Origin of the sequence: Nocardia mexicana NBRC 108244 (assembly GCF_001613165.1) — a bacterium.
In the GTDB taxonomy this organism is placed as follows: Bacteria; Actinomycetota; Actinomycetes; order Mycobacteriales; family Mycobacteriaceae; genus Nocardia; species Nocardia mexicana.
Window position 1 is genome coordinate 60,014 of sequence record NZ_BDBV01000055.1, and the last position, 18,983, is coordinate 78,996.

An 18,983-nucleotide genomic window follows, 5' to 3' on the forward strand; every position below is an offset into this window, starting at 1 on the left:
CAGTAGGGTCGCCTTCATGATCGAGGTCCCGGAGGCATTCGCCCGGATCAAGGCGGCCAACGAAGGCGAACGCGGGCGGGCGTGGGCCACGGCGCTGCCGGAGGTGGTGGACGGGCTGCTGCGGCGCTGGTCGTGCACGCCCACGGGGCCGGTGATGTACGGCCAGGTCGGGATCGTCGTCCCCGTGCTGCGCCGCGACCGCACGCCCGCGGTCGTCAAGGTGTCGTTCCCGCACCCGGGCAACGTCCACGATCCGGACGCGTACGCGACCTGGGACGGCCGCGGCGCCGTGCGGATGTTCGCGCGTGACGACGACAACTTCGCCCTGCTGCTGGAGCGGGCGTCGCAGCGCACCCTCGCCGCCGTCACCGATCCCGAGCAGGCCCTCACGATCCAGGGCCGACTCTCACGCAGGCTCGCCGTCGCGGCACCACCCGGACTACCGCGGCTGTCCGATCAGGTCGATCGCTGGGAACACGAGATCCTCACCACCGCAACCGACTTCGGCAACCCGCTGCCACGCCGCGTCCTCGACGCCGTCGTCGCCACCCTCCGCGAACTCGGTCCGAACCAGCCCGACATCCTCGTCCACGGCGACCTGCACGACGCCAACATCCTGGCCTCCGACCGCGAACCCTGGCTCGCCATCGACCCCAAAACCTGGGTCGGCGACCCCGCCCACGACGCCCTCAATGTGATCCGCAGCCCCCGCCACACCGATGTGCTCCGGTCTCCCAACATGCGCCCAACCATCCTCCGCTACCTCGACATCTATTGCGACGCAGCCGAACTCGACACCGAACGAACACGACGCTGGACCCAGGCCGGAGCAGTCCGAGAAGCCATGTGGGGCCGCCGCCACGCCGACCCGGACTGGCTCATCCACGCCACCGACCAACTAGCCGAGGCCCTTGCCTGAGGTACCGGTACCTGCGTGGACATGTCGCTCCGATCCGTAGCGTTGGTACCGTACAGATGTGGCTGCCGTTCCCCGCCCTGCCCTGGAGTGCGCCCTGCAGGCAGCTTGGTCCGCCGAGACAAGCAGTGCATCGGATTGGGCTGGTAGCAATTGCGCCAAAGGGCAGTGCGCCGTGACAGCCTGCGTCGTTCAAGACTACTTCGGTGGGGATATCGTACATTCCATCGCCATCTTGCCGAGCGGTGAGAACGTATCCCACTACTTCAATGTAATCGGTAGTGAGACAGTCGATCTCACCCGGGAGCAGTTCCCTCCCGGAACGCGCTTTTCCGTCCCCGCACCAAAGACGCAAGGGTTTCCGTCGACGCGGGACTACTGCCTTTCCTACGACAGCACCCGACAGCGCTACCACGTGCTACGCAACCGTGTGTCCGCTTATCTTCGAGAATGGAATGAGCCGATATCAACCGGCGGTCCAGAGTCCTAGGAACTCCCGCGCTTCGCTCACGGACGCGTACGGCCGCAGTCCATCGGCGATGCCGGTCAGAGCGGCCTGCAGTCTGGCTGACGCTACAGTACTGATGTTGTCGAAGTTGTCGAGCAGGGCTGCACAGCCGTCAGCGATCGCTCCTGCTTGAACCATGTTCTCCGCCAAGCGGATCTGCCACGCTGCCTGTTCGCGGGGGTATTGGACAGCGCCCGAGACCGCCGCGCGCAGGTAGGCGGCAGCTTCCTGGTAGTCGCCCAGACGCGTAAACGCCAGACCCGTCAGTCCGCTGAGCCGCGCTTCAGGCAGGTGGCCGAGATAGTCGGGGTCATTGCCCCTGGTCGACTCGTACGCTCGGTGTGCGCGGTTGACAGCAGCGATCATGGCGGACCGGTCGCCGATAACGCTGTACGCTTCAGCTTCTCGGATGGCCGCCAACGCGCGGAGTTTCGGGCCGCCATCGCGCCGCGCGGCGAGTTGAGCGGCTTCGGCCAATTGAACGCCCTCTTTCGGTCGTGAACCTTCTCGATACGAGAGCAGGCCAGCATTGATCCAAGCATGGGCTGCCGCAATCCCGTCACCGGCGATTGCGGCAGCCTGAGATGCGTCCGCGTAGTAGCGTCGCGCGGCCCGCCAATGACCGGCGTCGTAGTGGACCCAACCTGCCGCGGTCATCATCTCGGCTCCCGCACTGGTCAGGGCCTTGCCGACTTCGTCGCTGTAGGTGCCGCTGTCCAGCAGCCGTTCGACATACCGCACCTCGTTGGCCGCCACATCGCACAGTCGGTCGCCACCTGCAATCAGCTGTAGTTGGTGAATCTGGTTGACGCTACCGACAATTCGATCGACGTCTGTCTGCCCTAAACGGACGTTCGCGGACGCCGCGGTTCGCTTTTCGGACAGAGTGGCGATGCTGACACCGAATGCTCCAGCTCTGAGAAACTGGCGACGCTGCACGTCTGCCTCCTCGTCCGACTCCACCACCAATACGGCAATCGGCACACGTAGCGCCTTGGCCACGCGGCGGAGAACACGGACATCGTAAACAGCCGGACCGTCGTGCTCCAGCTGCGATACGGCTGGCTGCGTCAAGTGCAGGAGTGCACCCAATTCCGCCTGGGTCATGCCGAGAGATTTTCGAATCCGTCGGATGGTCTGGCCGGTCGTCGTATGCACGTCGGATACCCCGCCATATCACTGAGTCGTCATCGGCACTGCCCCACGGAACGCTGCCAGGACTTCCCGCCCAGCTGCCACCTTATACCGATTTCTGTATAAGGCATCGTGATTGCTGTATGGACAGCAGAAATGGCGCGCCTTCCGGGCTTACCGTCAGCCACGCCCGCCGCAGAGATCGTTCCCGTGCCGCGGGGCTCACTGACGACGAATCAAGGGAGGCAACGGGCGATGAGGGCGTATCCGACCGCGTTCGCGTGGGTAGACGTTGCGGTTTGCCCGTGGGTGGAGCTGGAGAACGCGCGCATTCGCAGACTCTCCCGCCAGTTGGGTTATCGGCTGTACTGGCCCGGACTTTCCGTTCTCCCACTGGTCGACCAGGTACGCACCGCCGATGTCGATGCCGTGATTGCGCCGTCACCAACCCATTTCGACGTGATCCAACTACACGCGTTGATGTGCATCGCAGACGTGGAAACCGCTTGCCCCCGAATGAGTTTCGCTCGATGGACGATGCTCCCCTGTCAGATGGGGGAAGTATGAACGCGGCCTGGTCGGCGATCCTGTCGCTGCTCGCGATCACCGCAGGCATGGTGTATCTCGTGCTGCGCACCGATGGTGAATACGAGCGAGGGAAGAGTGCGGCTCCTACGCACACCCTTCGCGCGGTGGGGTGGACACACGAGGCACCGGACTACCCGGTGACGGTCGCACATGCCCATCGGATCATGCAGCAGCACCGCGCGTGCGACCGCGCCGACTGTCTCCGCAAGCACACCGCCTACCAGGTACTCGTGGAGGCTGGCCACATCAAACCGGACTCCGGCCGCAATCCGTAGCGGCAGGCCCTGATTCGGAGAGCGTGTCGATGGCGGCAACTGGACGGCCTCATGTGCACACGTTGCCGCCCGCCTATTCCATCAAGCCAGTTTGATGTATTCTGGTCAAGGTGACGACCAGTGATCGGGTGCCGGTTCCGCTGCTGATGCGCATGGCGGCGCATCCGTTGCGGTGGGCGCTGATGAGCGAGTTGGCGGGTGGGGATCGCCGGGTTCGGGAGTTGGTGGCCGCTGTCGACGAGCCGCAGAATCTCGTGTCGTATCACCTGCGGTTGTTGCGCGGGGCCGGGCTGGTGGGCGCGCGGCGCAGCAGTTTCGACGGTCGCGACAGTTACTACCATCTCGATCTCGCCCGCTGCGCGAGCGCATTCGGCGAGGCCGCCACCGCGCTGCATCCGGCGCTGACACCCGCGGCGCGGCAGTGGCCCTCCGGCAGTGCGGTGTTGTTCCTGTGCACCGGAAACAGTGCGCGTTCCCCGATCGCCGAGGCGCTGCTGCGGCGCCGCGTCGACGGCATCCACGTCGCGAGCGCGGGCAGCCATCCCAAACCGCGGATGCACCCGAATACCGCGCGCGTCCTGCGCGAGGACTACGGCATCGACCTCGAGCCCCGGCCACCCCAGGCGCTCGACGCGCTCACCTCACGCCGCTTCGACTACGTGATCACGTTGTGCGACAAGATCCGCGAGGTCCCCCGCGACCACGGATCGGCCGTCACGACGCACTGGAGTCTGCCCGACCCGTCCGCCGTCGCGGACGGCGATCGTGCGACCTATCCCGAATTCCGGCGGGTCGCAAGGGAACTCGATACCCGCATCGGGTTCCTGCCGATGTAGAAGAACAAACAGGAGATTCGATCATGACCACCGAAACCGCCGACCTCCGCGTCCGCTACCTCATCGATGATGTGCGCGCGGCGATCGACTTCTACACCACCCACCTCGGCTTCACCGTCGACTTCGACGCCGCGCCCGCCTTCGCCGCCGTCCGGCGCGGCCCGGTGCAACTGCTGCTGTCCGGGCCCAAGAGCTCCGCGGCCCGGCCGATGCCCGACGGCGAGACCCCGAAACCCGGCGGCTGGAACCGCATTCAGCTCGTCGTGGACGATATCGCCGCCGACGTCGCGCGATTGCGGTCGGCCGGTGTCACCTTCCGCAACGACATCCTGAGCGGCCCCGGCGGACAACAGGTTCTGCTGCTGGACCCCTCCGGGAACTTCGTCGAGCTGTTCCAACCCGCACCCCGCGAGACCACCAAGTAGAGCGTGTTCCCGTGTCCGCCCACAATATCCTTGCCGGGCCGAAACGCCGCCGCCCGTGGCTGAGGTTTGATCGGCCCACGCGAGGTGGTGCGCAGAAGTCCCGTGGAAACGCGAGCGAGCGGCGGCCCAACGTCTCACGCCGGTTCCGCGATCCGCGACTGCTCGGCGCCGTCATCCTGCTCCTGGCGTTCGGGGTGAGCGCGGTGTTGCTCCCGCAGCTGGGTGCCGAGCAGATCCGCGACTGGGCCCGGACGGCCGGTCCCTGGTTGCCGATCGTGTTCTTCCTCGCCCATGCGCTGGCCACCGTTGTCGTCCCACGCGTCCCGTTCACCCTCAGCGCCGGGCTGCTGTTCGGGACCGCCGGGGGCATCGCGATCGCCCTCGGCGCCACGGCGGTCAGTGCGGCACTGGGATTTCTGCTGGTGCGGACGATCGGTCGCGACGCGGTCGCCACCCGGCTGACCCACCCCAAGGTGCTGGCCGTCGATCGCCGCCTCGCCCGCCGCGGCTGGCTCGCCGTCGGATCCCTCCGGCTGATCTCACCGATCCCCTTCTGGCTCATCAACTTCTGCGCCGGACTCTCCTCGATCCGGCCCACCCCCTACCTGATCGCCACCGCCGTCGGCGTACTACCCGGCACGATCGCCCTCGTCGTCCTCGGCGACGCACTCACCGGAACCACCGATCCCGCACTGCTCGCCGTCTCCGCGTCCGGCATCGCCCTCGGCATCATCGGCCTGATAGTCGACGCCCGCCTCCGCATCCCGGGGTTCCGGTAGCAATCGCGAAATCTGGCGGAGCGGCAAGTCGATCACCGCCAGAGCTCTGAGCAGGTATTTCGCCGAAGTAGAGTTGTCGACCTACACCTGGGTCACAGATCAGCACGCCACCACGGCACCAAGATTATCGCCAGCTCAACAAGGGCGAACCGGTGTACGCACTCAAACCGGTTTGCTCTACGCCCATGGGGCATGATCCGCGCGAGGCATCTGGAGGCCCAGACCGAGCAGGCGTGGTGTCTGACCTTGGCCGCCAACGCTGTCATCGCCTGGACGAGCGAGTACTACCGGCTCGCGGTGGACCTGCTGCGCCGCGGCGGCAGGCGCATCGATGACGAGGTGCTCGCCCACATCTCCCCGGCCCACAGCGAGAACATCCGAGTAACCGCGGCCCGAGACCTCGAAGGGGTTCTCGCTTGTGGCGCAACTTCCAAGAATCTGGCAGCATACTGCCAAATGCTGGTCTACTGACACTTTGGAGGAATGATGCGGACCATTGCGCTAGAGGAGCATTTCGCGACCCCGGCATTCCTGTCGGGGCCCGGACGTGCGATGGCCGAGCAGGCACGGGCAGCCGGTGGCGGCCGGATTCTCGACCTGCTCGCGGATGTCGGTGACGAGCGGATCGCGGCGATGGACCGCGCCGGGATCGATGTGCAGGTGTTGTCATTGACCGCGCCCGGGGTCGAGCAGTCGGAGGCCACCGAGGCCGTGCCGCTGGCTCGGGAGACGAACGACCAAGCGGCCGAAGTGGTGCGGCGACATCCTGACCGGTTCACCGCATTCGCCGCGCTGCCCACCGCCGCACCCGAATGCGCCGCCGACGAACTCGAACGTGTGGTGCGTGAGCACGGATTCGTCGGGGCCCTGATCAACGGCCACACCCGCGGCCGCTACCTGGACGACGAGTTCTTCTGGCCGATCCTGGAACGGGCCGAGGCCCTGCGGGTTCCGATCTACCTACACCCGACGCCACCGCCGCGGCCGGTGATCGAGGCTTCCTACCTCGGCAACTACGCCCCCGAGGTTGCCGAAGTGTTCGCGACCAGCGGATGGGGGTGGCACATCGAGACCGCGACCCACGTCCTGCGTATCGTGCTCAGCGGCGTTTTCGACCGCTTCCCCGAACTCCAGGTGGTGATCGGTCACATGGGCGAGGGTCTGTCATTCATGATGCCGCGATTCGAACACGTCATGTCCCACGTCGTGAAGCTGCAGCGCCCGGTCGGCGAGTACTTCACGACCAATCTCCACTACACCTTCGCAGCGTTCAACTGGACCCCCACATTCCTGAACCTGCTGCTGCAGGTCGGCGTCGACCGGATCCTCTTCGCCACCGACCATCCCTACGGTTCGATGGAGCGTGCACGATCGTTCCTGGATCAGCTCCCGGTCGGTGGGCCCGATCGGGAACGGATCGCCTACCGCAATGCCGAACTTCTGCTGGGCCTGCCATCGTGACCGGACTCCGGGAGAAGAAGAAGCAACGCACACGCCGTGCGATTCAGGAACAGGCGCTACGCCTGTTCGGTCAGCAGGGATACGAGAACACGACGGTCAAGCAGATCGCAGCCGCTGCGGAGGTTTCCGAGCGGACATTCTTCCGGTACTTTCCCACGAAGGAAGACGTCGTTCTCTGGGACGATCTCGATCTTTCGTTCGCCGCGCACTTCCGGGCGCAACCAGCCGCATCCAGTTCTTTCGAGGCCCTGCGAACAGCCCTGCGCGACATCTTCACCGAGTTGCCCCCCGGTGAACGGCGCTACCTGCGCGAACGGATAGCGCTGATGACGTCCGTACCGCCCCTGCGGGCCATGTTGCTCGATCAACTCATCGACGCCAGCCGTGTGATGGCCACTCTCGTGGCCGACCGTAGTGGCACCACTGCCGATGATCCAATGGTCCGCGCGAGCGTTGGTGCTGTCGTCGGAGCAGGCTTCGCTACGGTCCTCGCGGCACAGGAGAACCCGCAGGCTGATTTCACCACCCTGCTCGACGAAACGCTCAGCGGGCTGGCCGTCGTCACGGCCGATCCAAGATGACATGGCCGACTGAACCCTTACGGGACCGCTTTCCCAGGGCGGCAAGGCATATCGAGGACGGCGACAGACTCGCACTGTCAGCCCCACACCCCTGGAGCGCGTGAGGGAACACCGAGTTCGGCGAGTACGCCGTAATGGTCGCTCGCCTGAACTCCCCCGCCCGCAGCAACGCAGATCCGCTCGACAGCCCGCACCTCGAGCGTCGGCCCGAAACCGGTCCCCCGCACCAACACGTAGTCGATGCGCCGACCTGCGGCCGAAGACATGTCACCGCGGGCGACCAACGGGTTGTCCGGGGCGAAGGTATGCCCAGGATCATTGGGCCGCAGTACTTCCCACGCATCGTGATAGCCGACGCTAATGCCCGCCAATGACTGGCGTCCGGTCCAGAATCGCATGCTCGCCGAGTCCGGGGTGGCGTCGAAGTCACCGACCACCACAACATGTTCCGCACGCCCATCGAGAACGTCATCGATGAACCGGGCCGCCTCGACCGCCTGCAACTCACGCTCGTGCTCGTAGTCGAACTGGAAGACCGGTTTGTGATGGGCGACAAGCACTGTTCCGAGTGGATGCGGCGCCCGCACCTCGGCGACGACCACAGCCGACCAGGGAAAGACCGCCGCGCGATCGGTGACGCCCAACCCGTGCTCGCGGATCTCCCCGAAGGGCCACCGGCTGGCCAGCGCCAACCCGACCCCGTCCGCGGTCGTCCGGGAATGCCATGCAACATGCCAGCCCGGGCCCAGCAGATCGGCTATCACCTGCTCACGATCCGAACCGGCGTCCACTTCCTGCAAAGCGATGATATCGGGACCGCCTTCCCGCAATTGCTCCGCAATCACCTTCTTCCGGCGATCCCAGTCCGCCAGAAGCGGCGACAGAACGTTGAAGGTCGCCACACGCACAGAACTCACAGACATCTCAGCACCGGTCCCGTCGTCGAGTGGTCGGGTCAGTGGAGGTAGGACGCGCCGTTTACGTCCAGGACCGCGCCCGAGCTCCAGGTGGCTTGTGGGGAGGCGAGGTAGTGGACGGCGGCGGCGATTTCGGGTGGGGTGGCTACTCGGCCGAAGGGGCTTTGTGCCTTCACCTCGTCGGTGACGCGGTGGGCTACTCGCTCGGTGGCGACGAATCCGGGGGCGACCGAGGCGACCGCGATGCCGTGCGGTGCCAGCGAGACCGCGAGGGACTGGCCGAGCGCCTGGATCGCCGCCTTCGTGGCGCCGTAGGCGGGGTGGTCCGGTTCGCCGCGCGAGGCGCCGCGCGAACCGATGTTCACGATGCGGCCGGGGACGCCGCGGTCGATCATGTGCCGCGCCGCGCAGTAGGAGGTATGCGCGGTACCGAGCAGGTTGACGTCCACGGTCTGCCGCCAGACCCGCTGCCACTCTTCGAAATCCGTCGACGGCAACGGCTGCGGCAGATTCACCGCCGCATTGTTCACCAGCACGTGCACCGTGCCCAGCGCCGCCACCGCGGCCTCGACGATCGCCGCGGCGCCGTCGGCCGTCCCCACATCGCCGCCGATCAGCGTGTGCCCGTCACCCGGCAACCCCGCCAGCGTCCGCTCGGCCTCCTCCCGGCGCGACGAATAATGCACCGCGACCCGATCCCCGTTCTCGGCGAACGTCGTGGCGATCGCCCGCCCGATCCCCCGCGACGCCCCCGTCACCAACACCCCACGACTCTGCGACACCATGCCCTCGACCCTGCCATGCCGCCCGGTCGGACCGGAACGCGCACCTCGCTGCTACACCGCGCGGGCATGCTCCGGCGCCAGGCGCACGACCGTGCCGACTTCCAGCGCGGCCCACACCGCCCCGTCGGGACCGACGGTAAGACCGTGCGGTTCGGACTCCGGCGTGGGCAGATCGTATTCGCCGACCGCGCCGGAAGAACCGATCCGGGCCAGACGATTGGCGCCCCATTCGGTGAACCAGCAGTCACCGGAGGGCAGCGCGGTGATGGCGTGTGGTTTCGCCGCGCGGTCGGGAAGCGGGAACATCCGGAACGCGCCGTGGCCGTCGATACAGCCGATCCGGCCCCCGGCGATGTCGGCGAACCACATCGAGTCGTCCGGACCGCGCGTGATACCCACCGGCGCACCGGCATCCGGAAGCGGAAACACCGTGGTCCTGCCGTCGAGGTCGATGCGCCCGATGGCACCCGCCCGGTTGAGGGTGAACCACAGCGCCGCGTCGGCACCCGCCGCGATCATGGACGGAAACGCGCCCGCGACAGGAAGGTCGAAGTGGGTGACCCCGCCGTCGGTGGTGATGCGGCCGATCCGGTCGGTGTTCATCTCGGTGAACCACAGAGCATCGTCGGGACCGGCGCAGAGCCCGAACGGGCCACTGCCCGCGGACAGTTCGAACGCGGTCACGGCACCGTCGGTGGTGATCCGCCCGATGTGATCATCACCGGACCGGGTGAACCACAACGCCTCGTCCGCACCGGCGGCGATGATCGCCGGTCGACACCCGGTGTTCCCGGCCGGAAATCGATCGACGACGCCGTCGACGGTCAGACGGCCGATCTCGCCGCTGTGGACCAGGGTGAACCAGAGCGCGCCGTCGGCGCCGGTCGTGATTCCGTACGGCCCGGCCTCGGCCTCGGCCACCGGAAACTCCCGGACGCCGAGACTCTCGGCCTGTTCTGATGATCCCGACACGAAACGACACTGTGCCCGCCGCCGGTTCCGCTTCGCAACTCGACGAGATCGGCTCCCCGCGCATGCGGGTGAGGCGCCGGATAGGTTGTCTGCCATGGGTCGATCCGGACAGATGCTGATTTTCGTGTCGTGCACTCTTGCATTCACCGCCATTCCGGCGCATGCGGAGACCGAGTCGCCGCCGGTGCGGCTGCTCGGCGAGCAGATCGTTCCGCACGACCTGGACTTCGACGGCACCACGGTCGGCGGCCTGTCCGGCATCGACTACTCCGAGCGCACCGGCGAATACGTGATGATCAGCGACGATCGGTCCGCGAAGAACCCGGCGCGGTTCTACACCGCCCGAATCCCGGTGGGCGGCAGCGGTGTCGGACCGGTCACGTTCACCGGCACCCGTCCGCTGCGGACCGCCGAGGGCGCCACCTATGCGCCGATGACGGTCGACCCCGAGGAAATCAGGTTCGATCCGTGGACCGGCGACTACGTGTGGACACAGGAGGGCGAACGCACCGACACCGTGCTCGCCGATCCGTCGATCCGCATCGCCCGACCGGACGGCACCTCCGCCGGCGAGATGCCGATTCCCGATAACGAACGCATGCGCCCCGATTCGGGCCCGCAGCGCAACGCCGGATTCGAGGGCGCCACCTTCGCCGCCGGCGGCACACTGTTCGTCCACTCCGTCGAGGGACCGCTCATGCAGGACGGGCCCGAGCCCACCGCATCGTCCGGCGCGCTCACCCGCCTGACCGTGCAGGCCAGGTCCGGACCGCCGCTCGCCCAATACGCCTACCCGCTGGACCCCGTGTTCACCGAGGGCCGCGGGACCAACGGTATCGCGTCGATCCTCGCCGCCGATCCCCTCGACCCGACGAAATACCTCGTACTGGAACGCAGTTACGTCGAGAACGCGGGTTACCGGCTCCGCATCTACGAGGCCGACACCGCGGGCGCCGCCAACGTTCTCGGCGCACCGCTACAACCCGCGCGGGCGGTCACCAAACGCCTGCTGGTGGACCTGGGCGAGGTCGGACTGTCCGCCCTGGACAATGTGGAGGGCATGACCTGGGGCCCGCGCCTGCCCTCCGGCGAGCGCACGCTGGTGCTCGTCAGCGATAACAACTTCTCCGACAAGGAGATCACCCAGCTCGTAGCGCTCGCCGTCCGGTAGATCCCGGCCGGGTTCGGTGCGGTCAGCGGCCGATACCGAGGGAACTCGAGAATGTGGACAGATTGCAGGGGATGTTGCCGGGATAGTTGACGCACGGCGGTGGCGCATCGACGGCGGTTGCCGACTCGACCACCTCCGGCGTCAACGCCACGCCCTCCGCCGCAGCCGGAGCGCTCCAAACCAGTGGCGCCGCAATCAGTCCGATAGTCGAGACCCAGAATTTCACGCGGGATTTCGTCATCGAGTACCCCTCAGTGATCGAGTAGACCGTCAGCGCCTGATCTTAGACGCGGCGCACCCACGGCGAGGGTCGATCACTGCGAGGCTGTGATGTTGAACATCCAGCTGATTCCGAAGCGGTCCACGAGTGAACCCGCCTCGTCACCCCACACCTGCTCCGCCAACGGCAGCGTGACGGTGCCGCCGACGGACAGCTTCGTGAAGTAGTCGCGGAGTTCGTCATCGGAGCCGCCGAGGAAAACCGCGACATTGTTGCCCGGCCGATAGGGCGGGTGGCCGGGCCTGTCGGCCGGATGATCCCATCCCATCAGCGTGTAGCCGGCGGAGGTGTCGAGCCGGGCGTGCATGACCTTGTCGGCGTCGGGTGCGTCCGGTGCGCCGAAGTCGGCGACCGTTCCCACCTCCAACTCGCCGCCGAAGACCTCCCGATAGAACTCCAGCGCCTGCCGTGCGTTGCCGTTGAACGTGATGCACGCGTTGGCCTGAGACCCCACTCGAATACTCCTTCGTGAGTGACCGATCGGCCTGTCCGATGGTCGCCCACTCAGCCTCTCAACAAATCACGACACCGCCTGTCACGATTATCTCCGGAACTTTCGTGACTTTACGCTACTCCCCGGCCAGCGCGCGGATGTTCGGGAGGTTGCCGATGCGCTGCGTGGCCGGTCGGCCCGGGGCGTCGGTCTGGGGGGATCCGGTCTCGCGGAGGCGGGTGCGGATCTGCTGGGGTGTCAGCCGGGTGCCCGCGGCCGTGGCGATGCCCTGGTAGCTCGCGACCGCGCCCACCACGATCGGCGAGGCGTTGGATGTGCCGCTGAAAACGTCTGTGTACCAGTGGTCTTCGTTATTGCCGCCCTGCAGGTCGCCGTAGCCCGTGGTGGTCACCTCGCGACCCCAACCCTGGGTGTCGATCCGCGATCCGAAGTTGGAGAAACCCAGGCGTGATCGTGCCGGGCCGTGGTCGCGGCCGTGCGTGCCCGGAGGCGGTGCGCCCGCGCCGACCAGCACCGCCCCCGAATCGGCGGCCCCGCCGCGGAACGGATTGCTCCAGGTCTCCGGGAAGTCGGCCGGCCGGGTGTCATACAGCGCATCGTCGAGGTTCTCGCCGCCGTTGCCGCTCGCCTCCACGACGATCACGCCGCGCCCGACCGCGTAGCGAATGGCCGCCCAGTCGTCGGGCCACCACTCGATCGCGATGTAGCCCCGCTGGTCCGGGCGATTGGCGAAATCGAATCGTGGTCCGGGACGGTGCAATTCGAGCAGGATGATGTCACCCGCGCTCGACGCGTCGGCGGCGGTACGGATCGCGGACGCGGACCCCGGGCCGAACACGGATATCGCCCGGATGCCCGCCTCGGATGCGATACCGGTGATGCCGAAGGTATTCACGTCGCCGCTGATGACGCCCGCCACCGCGGTGCCGTGGTCGCGCCAGCCCAGATCCGGCGAAGGTTGGCCGCCGATCACGCCGCCCTGATTCTCGCGCAGGTCCTCGTGGGTGAACTGCCACGCACCCTCCACGTCCACCACCCGCACCCCGGCGCCACGCCCGCCCGGACGAGTCCACGCCCACTGCGCATCGATCCCGTCCGGTGCCGCGCCCAGATAGCTCTGGCGCGTGGTGAACTCGGGTGTCACCGGCGGCACCGCGGCCGTGGACCGCATCGCGACGATCTCCACGTCGATCGGCGGTTCGGCGGGCGGCTTGACGTAGGCGGCCGCCACCGCCTCGTCGGCCCGCAGCCGCGCCGCGAGATCGCCGAGATCCGCCGAGCGCTCGGCCACGCCGCGCACGAAGAAGTAGTTCAGGTACTGCGCGCCCGCCCCCTCGTCGGGAGCACCGGCCACCGCCTGCTGAATACGGTTGGCGGTACCGAAGATCCGGGTGAGCTCCGCCCCGTCGGGGAGCAGCGCCGCGATCCGGCCCTCGGCCGAGCGGTTGGCCACCAGGGCGATGTCGTCGATGGGCGCGTCGGAGCCGCGGGTGATCACGATCAGCTCGTGCGGTGAGTGAATGTCCCCCACCGCGGCCGGTCGATCGGAGTGGTTACGCCGGTCTGCGGATGTCATGGTGACCAGTCAACCCGGTCGCCGCGCACCGTGCAGCCCGAATGCGGAGGGTCATGCGGGATCGAGATCCGTTGCCCGGTCCCGGGTTTGGGCGAGCAGTTCATCGAGTTGACGTTCGGCGCGTTCGGCGCGCGTCAGGGTCTGGGCGCGGGCGTCGTCGACGGCGGCCAGGCGTTCGGCGAACTCCTGGCGGTTCTTCTCCAGCGTCTTCGTCTGCTCGGCGCGCAGCGCGGCCGACTCCTCCGCCGCCGCCCGGCGGGTATCGGTGAGTTCGGTGCGGGCCGTGGTGAGTTCGGCCCGCACTCGGTTCAACTCGTCACGGATCTCGGTGAGGGCCTGGGTGCGGTCGGCGACCGCGGATTCGGCGCGTTCGATGGCGCGCTCGGCGTCGCCGGCCCGCTGCACGGCCAGGTCGCGTTCGGCGGCGGCCGCGGTGACCTGCTGGGCGGCTTCGCGTTTCGCACGCTCGGTCTCGGCGTTCGCCTTCTGGCGAACCAGGTCGATCTCTTCCGCGGCCTGGTCGCGGGCGCGCTCGATATCGTCGGCGGCCTCCCTCCGGACGGTGCGGATCTCGGCCTCCGCCTCGGTGCGCGCGGCGAACACGTCGTCGGCGGCCTGCTTGGTGACCCGCTCGACCTCGCCGAACGCCTCGTCCCGGTCGGCCAGCGCCGCGGCGATGCGGGACTCGGCCTGCTCCGCCGCGGCCGCCGCATCCTCGGCGGCGGATTCGGCCGCGGCCCTGGCCTCTTCGGCCTCGCGCCGGGCCTGCTCCGCGGCGACGGTCGCCATCTCCGCCTCGGCAATGCGTCGCGCCGCATCCGCCTGCACCGCCTGGACCTGCGCCTCGGCGACCGAGGGGTCGGCGAGGGTGGACAGTTCGGCCACCGCGGCGGTGAGGGTGCCGCCCAACTGCTCGGCCACCGTCCGGAACTGAACCAGCAGCTCATCGGCCCGCAAGCGAGCCGAGGTCACCGGACCCTGTTGCGTCACAGTGACGTTGACAGCCGGGGGCTCGACCTCCTGCTGTTGCCGCTGCCGCTCGCGCCAGGCCCGCCACCGGGTGTGGTCCGGGTGGTCGCAGTATTCCGACGGTCGTCCCGGGCCGCCGTTTCGTGCGCTGGGGCGTGAGCATCCCGGATAGCTGCATACGTTCGACACCCGAGAATCGTAGCGTTTGTTTCGTCATATCCAACGAAACGACACGGAACGAAACCGTCAGTGTCCCAATATGAATCAGTCCGTCCTGACCCCCGATAAGTGAACCTTATCGGGGGTCAGCAGGCGAACGACCCGCCGTTCACCTCGCTTCTTTTTCGTTTACGTTTGGTCGCGCCCAACGAAACGAAACAGCGACGGAACTCTCGAAAAACTGGGCTCGCCTGTACGCCCGTACCTATTTGCCGACCTCGCCCCTCGAAGCCACACAGCCGCGGGACCGCCCGACGACCTTGTCAGCAGTGGGCACAACCGCACCGCGACACCGACTTACAGTGGAGATTCTCGCTATGCGCTGCTGTCGGTATCACCGAAGAGGAACCGCAAATGAACGAAGGACCTCAACGCTGGCTGTACACGACAGCGGGCGAGGCGGAGGTCGCCGTCCCGAAGAGTCCCGTCGTCTCCTATCCGTTCGGGCAAGCATCGCCCACGCGGGCCTCGGCCGCCTCCGGAGTCTCCGTGGAAGACCCGCGGGCCATACACGGCCGAATCTCCTCGTCGCCCGAGACCGCTGCCGCCGAGAGCGAGCCGGACGAGGAGACCGTGGGATCGATCGTCCTCACCACGCCGTGGTCGTCCCGCCGCCGCGCAAAGAAGCCGAGTCCCGAATCGGCTCCAGTGGCCGGGCCCGAGCAGAAGCTCCGCCCCCTCGCGCCCATGCCGCAGGTGCAGGCGATCGGGCAGGTGCGCAAGCACATACTCCGCGGCGGCTCCGGGAAGGCCGCGGCGGGCAGGCTGGTGGCCGAGCGATTCAGCGTCGGCTGGATCGTGTACACCCCCAAGGACGGAAAGCCACGCGGCAAGACCTATTACGTGGCCGACGACGGAGAGCTGGAAGAGACGTCTTCCAGGGTCGAATCCCCCGCCTACCTCGAATCCGTCGAACAGCGGTTCTGGCAGCGCCGAGCCATGTTCGGATAGCGCGAGTGCGCAAACGCGCCAAATGGGTGGGGCGGCGTTGACATTCGGCCAAAAGCTCATACTGTCCGGTACGTCATATAGGGCCAGGACAGAAGGCGGGGGCCATGTACCGGAACGAGTCGCGGACCGAAGACCGAAGTGAGGCCGGACCTCGGGAGTCGTTTCGCGACGAATTCGACAATCTACTGCGGCCGGAGGCGCGCGGTAGCAGGAAGTGGTGGCTCGTCCCCGTCGGCGTCTTCGTGGCCCTCCTGGTCACCGTCACGGTGCTGGTCCGAATCGGCCAGAACACAGACTCCGGCGCACCGCCCGCCGCGGCGCCCGCTCCCCCGGTGGCGTCGCAGTGCCCGACCGAGCGCGACGGGGATCGCGTCCAGGGCAACGGGCCCGGCGGAACCGATTCCGCGGCGGCGGCGATTCTCGCGTTTCAGCACGCGTTCTACGTCGAACGCTCCGGGGACAGGGCGCGCGCGGTGGTCGCCGCCGACGGCGAGGTCTCCCCGGCGGCCGTCCTGCAGCAGGGCATCGACTCGATTCCGCCGGGAGCCACCCACTGCGTGACGATCACCCCGACGGCGATACCCGGTGAAAATCTGGTGACCGTGACCGAGTTCCGGCCCGGTCATGCCGCGCAGACCTACAACTCGCAGCTGGTGACCACGCGCCACATCGGCGACCGCTACCTCATCACCGCCATCTCGCCCCGCCCCCGAACCGATCCCGACGCCCCGCGCTGAACCTCCGCCGCGAACGGGGCGGGCCTCACCGTGCGCCTGCACCTAGCTTGCTAGCATGCTAGCATCGGGTCGTGGGCGACGAGGATGTGAAGCAGTTCAACGTCTACCTGCCGATCGGGCTGATCAAGCAGGTCAAGATCCAGGCGATCGAGTCGGGAACGTCGTTGTCGGCGCTGGTCGCCGATGCGCTGCGCGCCTACCTCGACGACACGCACCCGCAGCGAAAGGATTGATATGCAGACCGAGGGCATCGAGGCCGTATTCCTGGAGACCCACAACTGGGGCAAGACCGCCAGATTCCTGCAGGAACTGGGATTCGAGGTCGAGTTCGAGACCGACCACAACTCGGGCCAGTTTCGTAACAGTGACGGCCCCTGGGTATTCGTGGCCGAGGTCGCGCCCACCCAGGAGCCGCGCGCACAGCTGGTACTGAAGGTGGCCGGAACCGAACACCGTCCCGGCGACGACGTGGAGATCGTCACCGAGTTCGAGCAGACGCACTACGGGACTCAGGAGATGACCGTCCGCGACCCCGACGGTCGGCTCTGGAGTCTGCAGGCGCCCGGCAAGGAGTGAGCGCCGTGACGAGCGAACAGACGATCGGACCCGAGGACACCGCGGCCCGGGTCGCCCTGTGGCGGGCCATGCATGTGCAGATCGATGCGCCCCCATACGTTTTCGAGGACGAGGTGGGCCTGCGGCTGGTGGCGCCCGACGCGGGCTGGCGGGACCGACCGGATATGGATCCGCAGGCCGTCGGCCCGATGCGGGCGGGCATTCTCTCGCGTGCGCGGTTCATCGAGGATCTCGTCGCCGAGCAGGTCGCCCGCGGGGTCGACCAGTACGTGGTGCTCGGGGCCGGGCTGGATACCTTCGCGCAGCGCCGACCCGAACTCGCCGCGAAACTGACCGTCTTCGAGGTCGACCAGCCCGGGCCGCAGGAGTGGAAGCGGCAGCGGCTCATCGAACTCGGGTACGGCATTCCCGAGTGGTTGCGGCTGGTACCCGTCGACTTCGAGGTGGACTCGTGGTGGGATCGGTTGACGGCCGCGGGTTTCGATCCCGGACGCCCGGCGGTCGTGGCCTCCACCGGCGTCACCATGTACCTCACCAAGCAGGCCAATACCGCCACCCTGCAACAGATTTCGTCACTCGCGCCGGGTTCGACGCTGGCGACGACGTTCATGCTGCCGATCGACCTCGTGGGGCCCGCCGAACAGGAACTGCGCCGCTTCGCCGAGCAGGGTGCCCGCACCAACGGCACCCCGTTCATCAGCTTCTTCCGCCCCGCCGACATGGTGGCACTGGCGAAGGAGGCGGGTTTCCCGGCGGCCCGGCACATCTCGTCCGACGAGCTCACCGCCCGCTATTTCGCCGATCGCGCCGACGGCCTGCGCCCCGCGGAATCCGAACAGATCCTGCTCGCGACGACCTGACGCGGTTACCGGTCCGGTTTCCCGGGCAGGCAGATCAGCGTCTGCTGACCGGTGGCGACGAGCGACCGCCGGTCCGCCTCGACGCCGAACACCTCCAGGTGGCATACGGTCAGGGTGCGACCGGATTTCACCACCGACCCCACGGCCTCCAGGTGCTCCCCCGCGGCCGGGGCCAGCAGATTGATCTTGTACTCCACCGTCAGCACCGTGGAATCCTCCGGGAACACGGTGAACGCGGCATAGCCACCCGCGCTGTCCGCGATCGCACCCGTGGCGCCCGCGTGCACATAACCGTGCTGCTGGGCGACCTCGGGCCGGTTGGGCAGCACGATGTGCACGCGACCCGGACCGATGTGCGTGATGCGGGCACCGAGATGCCGCATCAGGCCCTGGCGGTCGAAACTGTCCTTGATCCGGGCCTGGACCTCCGGATCTGCCTGCTCCCACTGGGTCTCGTCGTCCATGGGGACCGATACTGCCCTGTCCGAGAGTGTTTACCGGGATTGGCACGCTCACACCGGAACTTCGCCACACTCGAATGTGCGAGATCCGCACTCTTGGAAGGCCATTCAGACATGATCATGATCATTGCGGCCGGAGTCGGCGTGACGGCGACGGTGATAGCACCGATAACGTTCTCCACCCATCAAGGTCCGGCATATCCGCAGCCGGGCGCCTCACCGCACGGTGGTTGCAGCATGCTCTGCGACGCCCCGTCGACCGTGGGCACCCAGCAGGGGTGGAGCGGGCCGTCGTTCGACGCCACACCCTCGACCTGGACCGAGCCCTACGGTGGGGGCTCCGGTTCGACAGGGCAGTGGACGATAGATTTCACGGCGAGCGGGCAACTGACCGTCACGCCGCCCGGGGCGAGCACCTACAGTCCGGGGCAGTCCGGCTGTGTCCTGCTCTGTGACACCGCCTCCGGACCGTCCACCGTGTCCCCCGCCCAGGGCGGCGGGCAGGCACCGTTCGGCGTCACCACACCCAGCCGCTGAATCGGCCACGGCCAC

At 67.5% G+C, this 18,983-nt stretch carries 24 protein-coding genes and 1 pseudogene; 16 read left to right on the plus strand and 9 right to left on the minus strand.

The genetic code is table 11. The features are described from left to right. The first annotated feature begins 16 nt into the window (after window positions 1-16). Both NM1_RS22440 and NM1_RS44800 read left to right on the plus strand, forming a co-directional pair. Complete coding sequence (locus NM1_RS22440) at window positions 17-919, plus strand: aminoglycoside phosphotransferase family protein (protein WP_068023045.1); 903 nt, start codon at window positions 17-19, stop codon at window positions 917-919. Between the two features lie 58 nt (window positions 920-977). Next, window positions 978-1,406, plus strand: a complete 429-nt coding sequence (locus tag NM1_RS44800) for a YunG family protein (protein ID WP_425454303.1) — start codon at window positions 978-980, stop codon at window positions 1,404-1,406. On the opposite strand, the gene NM1_RS22445 is transcribed toward NM1_RS44800, so the two are convergent. After that, complete coding sequence (locus NM1_RS22445) at window positions 1,383-2,582, minus strand: helix-turn-helix domain-containing protein (protein WP_255286204.1); 1,200 nt, start codon at window positions 2,580-2,582, stop codon at window positions 1,383-1,385. The genes NM1_RS44800 and NM1_RS22445 overlap by 24 nt on opposite strands. 539 nt (window positions 2,583-3,121) lie before the next feature. On the opposite strand from NM1_RS22445, the gene NM1_RS22455 reads away from it, so the two are divergent. From NM1_RS22455 to NM1_RS44110, 7 genes and pseudogenes are all read left to right on the plus strand, one after another. Continuing rightward, entirely contained in the window at window positions 3,122-3,421 is a 300-nt protein-coding gene (locus tag NM1_RS22455; RefSeq protein ID WP_068023054.1) for an RNA-binding protein, read from the plus strand. A gap of 110 nt (window positions 3,422-3,531) precedes the next feature. Next, entirely contained in the window at window positions 3,532-4,257 is a 726-nt protein-coding gene (locus NM1_RS22460; protein WP_246010666.1) for an arsenate reductase/protein-tyrosine-phosphatase family protein, read from the plus strand. A 23-nt stretch (window positions 4,258-4,280) separates the two neighbouring features. Further along, the gene (locus NM1_RS22465) at window positions 4,281-4,682 is read left to right on the plus strand and encodes a VOC family protein (RefSeq protein WP_068023056.1); all 402 of its coding nucleotides are present in this window, start codon (window positions 4,281-4,283) and stop codon (window positions 4,680-4,682) included. 158 nt (window positions 4,683-4,840) lie between these two features. Continuing rightward, the gene (locus tag NM1_RS22470; RefSeq protein WP_068023220.1) at window positions 4,841-5,461 is read left to right on the plus strand and encodes a TVP38/TMEM64 family protein; all 621 of its coding nucleotides are present in this window, start codon (window positions 4,841-4,843) and stop codon (window positions 5,459-5,461) included. Window positions 5,462-5,574: 113 nt separating this feature from the next. Next, window positions 5,575-5,866, plus strand: a pseudogene (locus NM1_RS22475) (Tn3 family transposase); the annotation flags it as partial. Between the two features lie 81 nt (window positions 5,867-5,947). Beyond that, a complete protein-coding gene (locus tag NM1_RS22480; RefSeq protein WP_068023223.1) occupies window positions 5,948-6,922 on the plus strand; it encodes an amidohydrolase family protein in 975 nt (324 codons plus the stop codon). Continuing rightward, window positions 6,919-7,503: an acyl-CoA-like ligand-binding transcription factor gene (locus tag NM1_RS44110; RefSeq protein ID WP_246010670.1), complete on the plus strand. Its 585-nt coding sequence runs from the start codon at window positions 6,919-6,921 to the stop codon at window positions 7,501-7,503. The genes NM1_RS22480 and NM1_RS44110 overlap by 4 nt, the downstream gene beginning before the upstream one ends. Before the next feature lie 77 nt (window positions 7,504-7,580). Here the strand turns inward: NM1_RS44110 and NM1_RS22490 are convergent, their stop codons facing one another. From NM1_RS22490 to NM1_RS22500, 3 genes are read right to left on the minus strand one after another with little or no spacing between them, the layout of a single operon-like run. Continuing rightward, window positions 7,581-8,420, minus strand: coding sequence for an endonuclease/exonuclease/phosphatase family protein (locus NM1_RS22490; RefSeq protein WP_169814311.1), 840 nt, complete (start codon window positions 8,418-8,420; stop codon window positions 7,581-7,583). Between the two features lie 38 nt (window positions 8,421-8,458). Then, on the minus strand, window positions 8,459-9,205 hold the full coding sequence (locus tag NM1_RS22495; RefSeq protein ID WP_068023065.1) for an SDR family NAD(P)-dependent oxidoreductase: 747 nt from the start codon (window positions 9,203-9,205) through the stop codon (window positions 8,459-8,461). 51 nt (window positions 9,206-9,256) lie between these two features. Beyond that, window positions 9,257-10,177, minus strand: coding sequence for a Vgb family protein (locus tag NM1_RS22500; protein WP_068023067.1), 921 nt, complete (start codon window positions 10,175-10,177; stop codon window positions 9,257-9,259). Window positions 10,178-10,271: 94 nt separating this feature from the next. Between NM1_RS22500 and NM1_RS22505 the strand changes: the two genes are divergently transcribed. Then, a complete protein-coding gene (locus NM1_RS22505; RefSeq protein ID WP_068023070.1) occupies window positions 10,272-11,348 on the plus strand; it encodes an esterase-like activity of phytase family protein in 1,077 nt (358 codons plus the stop codon). 22 nt (window positions 11,349-11,370) lie between these two features. Here NM1_RS22505 and NM1_RS22510 read toward each other — a convergent pair whose 3' ends face one another. The 4 genes from NM1_RS22510 to NM1_RS22525 form a co-directional block, all read right to left on the minus strand. Continuing rightward, window positions 11,371-11,589 (minus strand): hypothetical protein, encoded by a 219-nt coding sequence (locus tag NM1_RS22510; RefSeq protein WP_068023073.1) that lies wholly within the window; start codon window positions 11,587-11,589, stop codon window positions 11,371-11,373. A 73-nt stretch (window positions 11,590-11,662) separates the two neighbouring features. After that, on the minus strand, window positions 11,663-12,082 hold the full coding sequence (locus NM1_RS22515; RefSeq protein WP_068023075.1) for a VOC family protein: 420 nt from the start codon (window positions 12,080-12,082) through the stop codon (window positions 11,663-11,665). Between the two features lie 115 nt (window positions 12,083-12,197). Continuing rightward, window positions 12,198-13,658 (minus strand): S8 family peptidase, encoded by a 1,461-nt coding sequence (locus NM1_RS22520; protein WP_084519913.1) that lies wholly within the window; start codon window positions 13,656-13,658, stop codon window positions 12,198-12,200. 51 nt (window positions 13,659-13,709) lie between these two features. Further along, entirely contained in the window at window positions 13,710-14,630 is a 921-nt protein-coding gene (locus NM1_RS22525) for a coiled-coil domain-containing protein (protein WP_255286205.1), read from the minus strand. Window positions 14,631-15,200: 570 nt separating this feature from the next. Here NM1_RS22525 and NM1_RS22530 point away from each other — a divergent pair. The 5 genes from NM1_RS22530 (at window position 15,201) to NM1_RS22550 (ending at window position 17,970) form a co-directional block, all read left to right on the plus strand. Next, window positions 15,201-15,797 carry a hypothetical protein gene (locus tag NM1_RS22530; RefSeq protein WP_068023081.1) on the plus strand — a complete coding sequence of 199 codons (597 nt, stop codon included), beginning with the start codon at window positions 15,201-15,203 and terminating at the stop codon, window positions 15,795-15,797. A 104-nt stretch (window positions 15,798-15,901) separates the two neighbouring features. Beyond that, window positions 15,902-16,534 (plus strand): DUF8176 domain-containing protein, encoded by a 633-nt coding sequence (locus NM1_RS22535; protein WP_068023082.1) that lies wholly within the window; start codon window positions 15,902-15,904, stop codon window positions 16,532-16,534. A 71-nt stretch (window positions 16,535-16,605) separates the two neighbouring features. Next, window positions 16,606-16,767, plus strand: coding sequence for a ribbon-helix-helix domain-containing protein (locus NM1_RS22540; RefSeq protein WP_068023085.1), 162 nt, complete (start codon window positions 16,606-16,608; stop codon window positions 16,765-16,767). Between the two features lies 1 nt (window position 16,768). Next, window positions 16,769-17,110 carry a glyoxalase/bleomycin resistance/dioxygenase family protein gene (locus NM1_RS22545; RefSeq protein ID WP_068023086.1) on the plus strand — a complete coding sequence of 114 codons (342 nt, stop codon included), beginning with the start codon at window positions 16,769-16,771 and terminating at the stop codon, window positions 17,108-17,110. 23 nt (window positions 17,111-17,133) lie between these two features. Next, on the plus strand, window positions 17,134-17,970 hold the full coding sequence (locus NM1_RS22550; RefSeq protein ID WP_255286206.1) for a class I SAM-dependent methyltransferase: 837 nt from the start codon (window positions 17,134-17,136) through the stop codon (window positions 17,968-17,970). Window positions 17,971-17,975: 5 nt separating this feature from the next. Here NM1_RS22550 and NM1_RS22555 read toward each other — a convergent pair whose 3' ends face one another. Further along, the gene (locus NM1_RS22555; RefSeq protein WP_068023091.1) at window positions 17,976-18,434 is read right to left on the minus strand and encodes a PaaI family thioesterase; all 459 of its coding nucleotides are present in this window, start codon (window positions 18,432-18,434) and stop codon (window positions 17,976-17,978) included. A 111-nt stretch (window positions 18,435-18,545) separates the two neighbouring features. Here NM1_RS22555 and NM1_RS22560 point away from each other — a divergent pair, with 111 nt between their 5' ends. After that, entirely contained in the window at window positions 18,546-18,968 is a 423-nt protein-coding gene (locus tag NM1_RS22560) for a hypothetical protein (protein WP_147288803.1), read from the plus strand. The last annotated feature ends 15 nt before the right edge of the window (window positions 18,969-18,983 follow it).

Bases quoted from the DNA above. Each gene is read 5' to 3' on its own strand.
- NM1_RS22465 (WP_068023056.1), top strand. From the start codon at position 4,281: ATGACCACCGAAACCGCCGACCTCCGCGTCCGCTACCTCATCGATGAT.
- NM1_RS22455 (WP_068023054.1), top strand. From the start codon at position 3,122: ATGAACGCGGCCTGGTCGGCGATCCTGTCGCTGCTCGCGATCACCGCA.
- NM1_RS22535 (WP_068023082.1), top strand. From the start codon at position 15,902: ATGTACCGGAACGAGTCGCGGACCGAAGACCGAAGTGAGGCCGGACCT.
- NM1_RS22495 (WP_068023065.1), bottom strand. From the start codon at position 9,205: ATGGTGTCGCAGAGTCGTGGGGTGTTGGTGACGGGGGCGTCGCGGGGG.
- NM1_RS22440 (WP_068023045.1), top strand. From the start codon at position 17: ATGATCGAGGTCCCGGAGGCATTCGCCCGGATCAAGGCGGCCAACGAA.
- NM1_RS22555 (WP_068023091.1), bottom strand. From the start codon at position 18,434: ATGGACGACGAGACCCAGTGGGAGCAGGCAGATCCGGAGGTCCAGGCC.
- NM1_RS22510 (WP_068023073.1), bottom strand. From the start codon at position 11,589: ATGACGAAATCCCGCGTGAAATTCTGGGTCTCGACTATCGGACTGATT.
- NM1_RS22560 (WP_147288803.1), top strand. From the start codon at position 18,546: ATGATCATGATCATTGCGGCCGGAGTCGGCGTGACGGCGACGGTGATA.
- NM1_RS22480 (WP_068023223.1), top strand. From the start codon at position 5,948: ATGCGGACCATTGCGCTAGAGGAGCATTTCGCGACCCCGGCATTCCTG.
- NM1_RS22520 (WP_084519913.1), bottom strand. From the start codon at position 13,658: ATGACATCCGCAGACCGGCGTAACCACTCCGATCGACCGGCCGCGGTG.
- NM1_RS22545 (WP_068023086.1), top strand. From the start codon at position 16,769: ATGCAGACCGAGGGCATCGAGGCCGTATTCCTGGAGACCCACAACTGG.
- NM1_RS22505 (WP_068023070.1), top strand. From the start codon at position 10,272: ATGGGTCGATCCGGACAGATGCTGATTTTCGTGTCGTGCACTCTTGCA.
- NM1_RS22530 (WP_068023081.1), top strand. From the start codon at position 15,201: ATGAACGAAGGACCTCAACGCTGGCTGTACACGACAGCGGGCGAGGCG.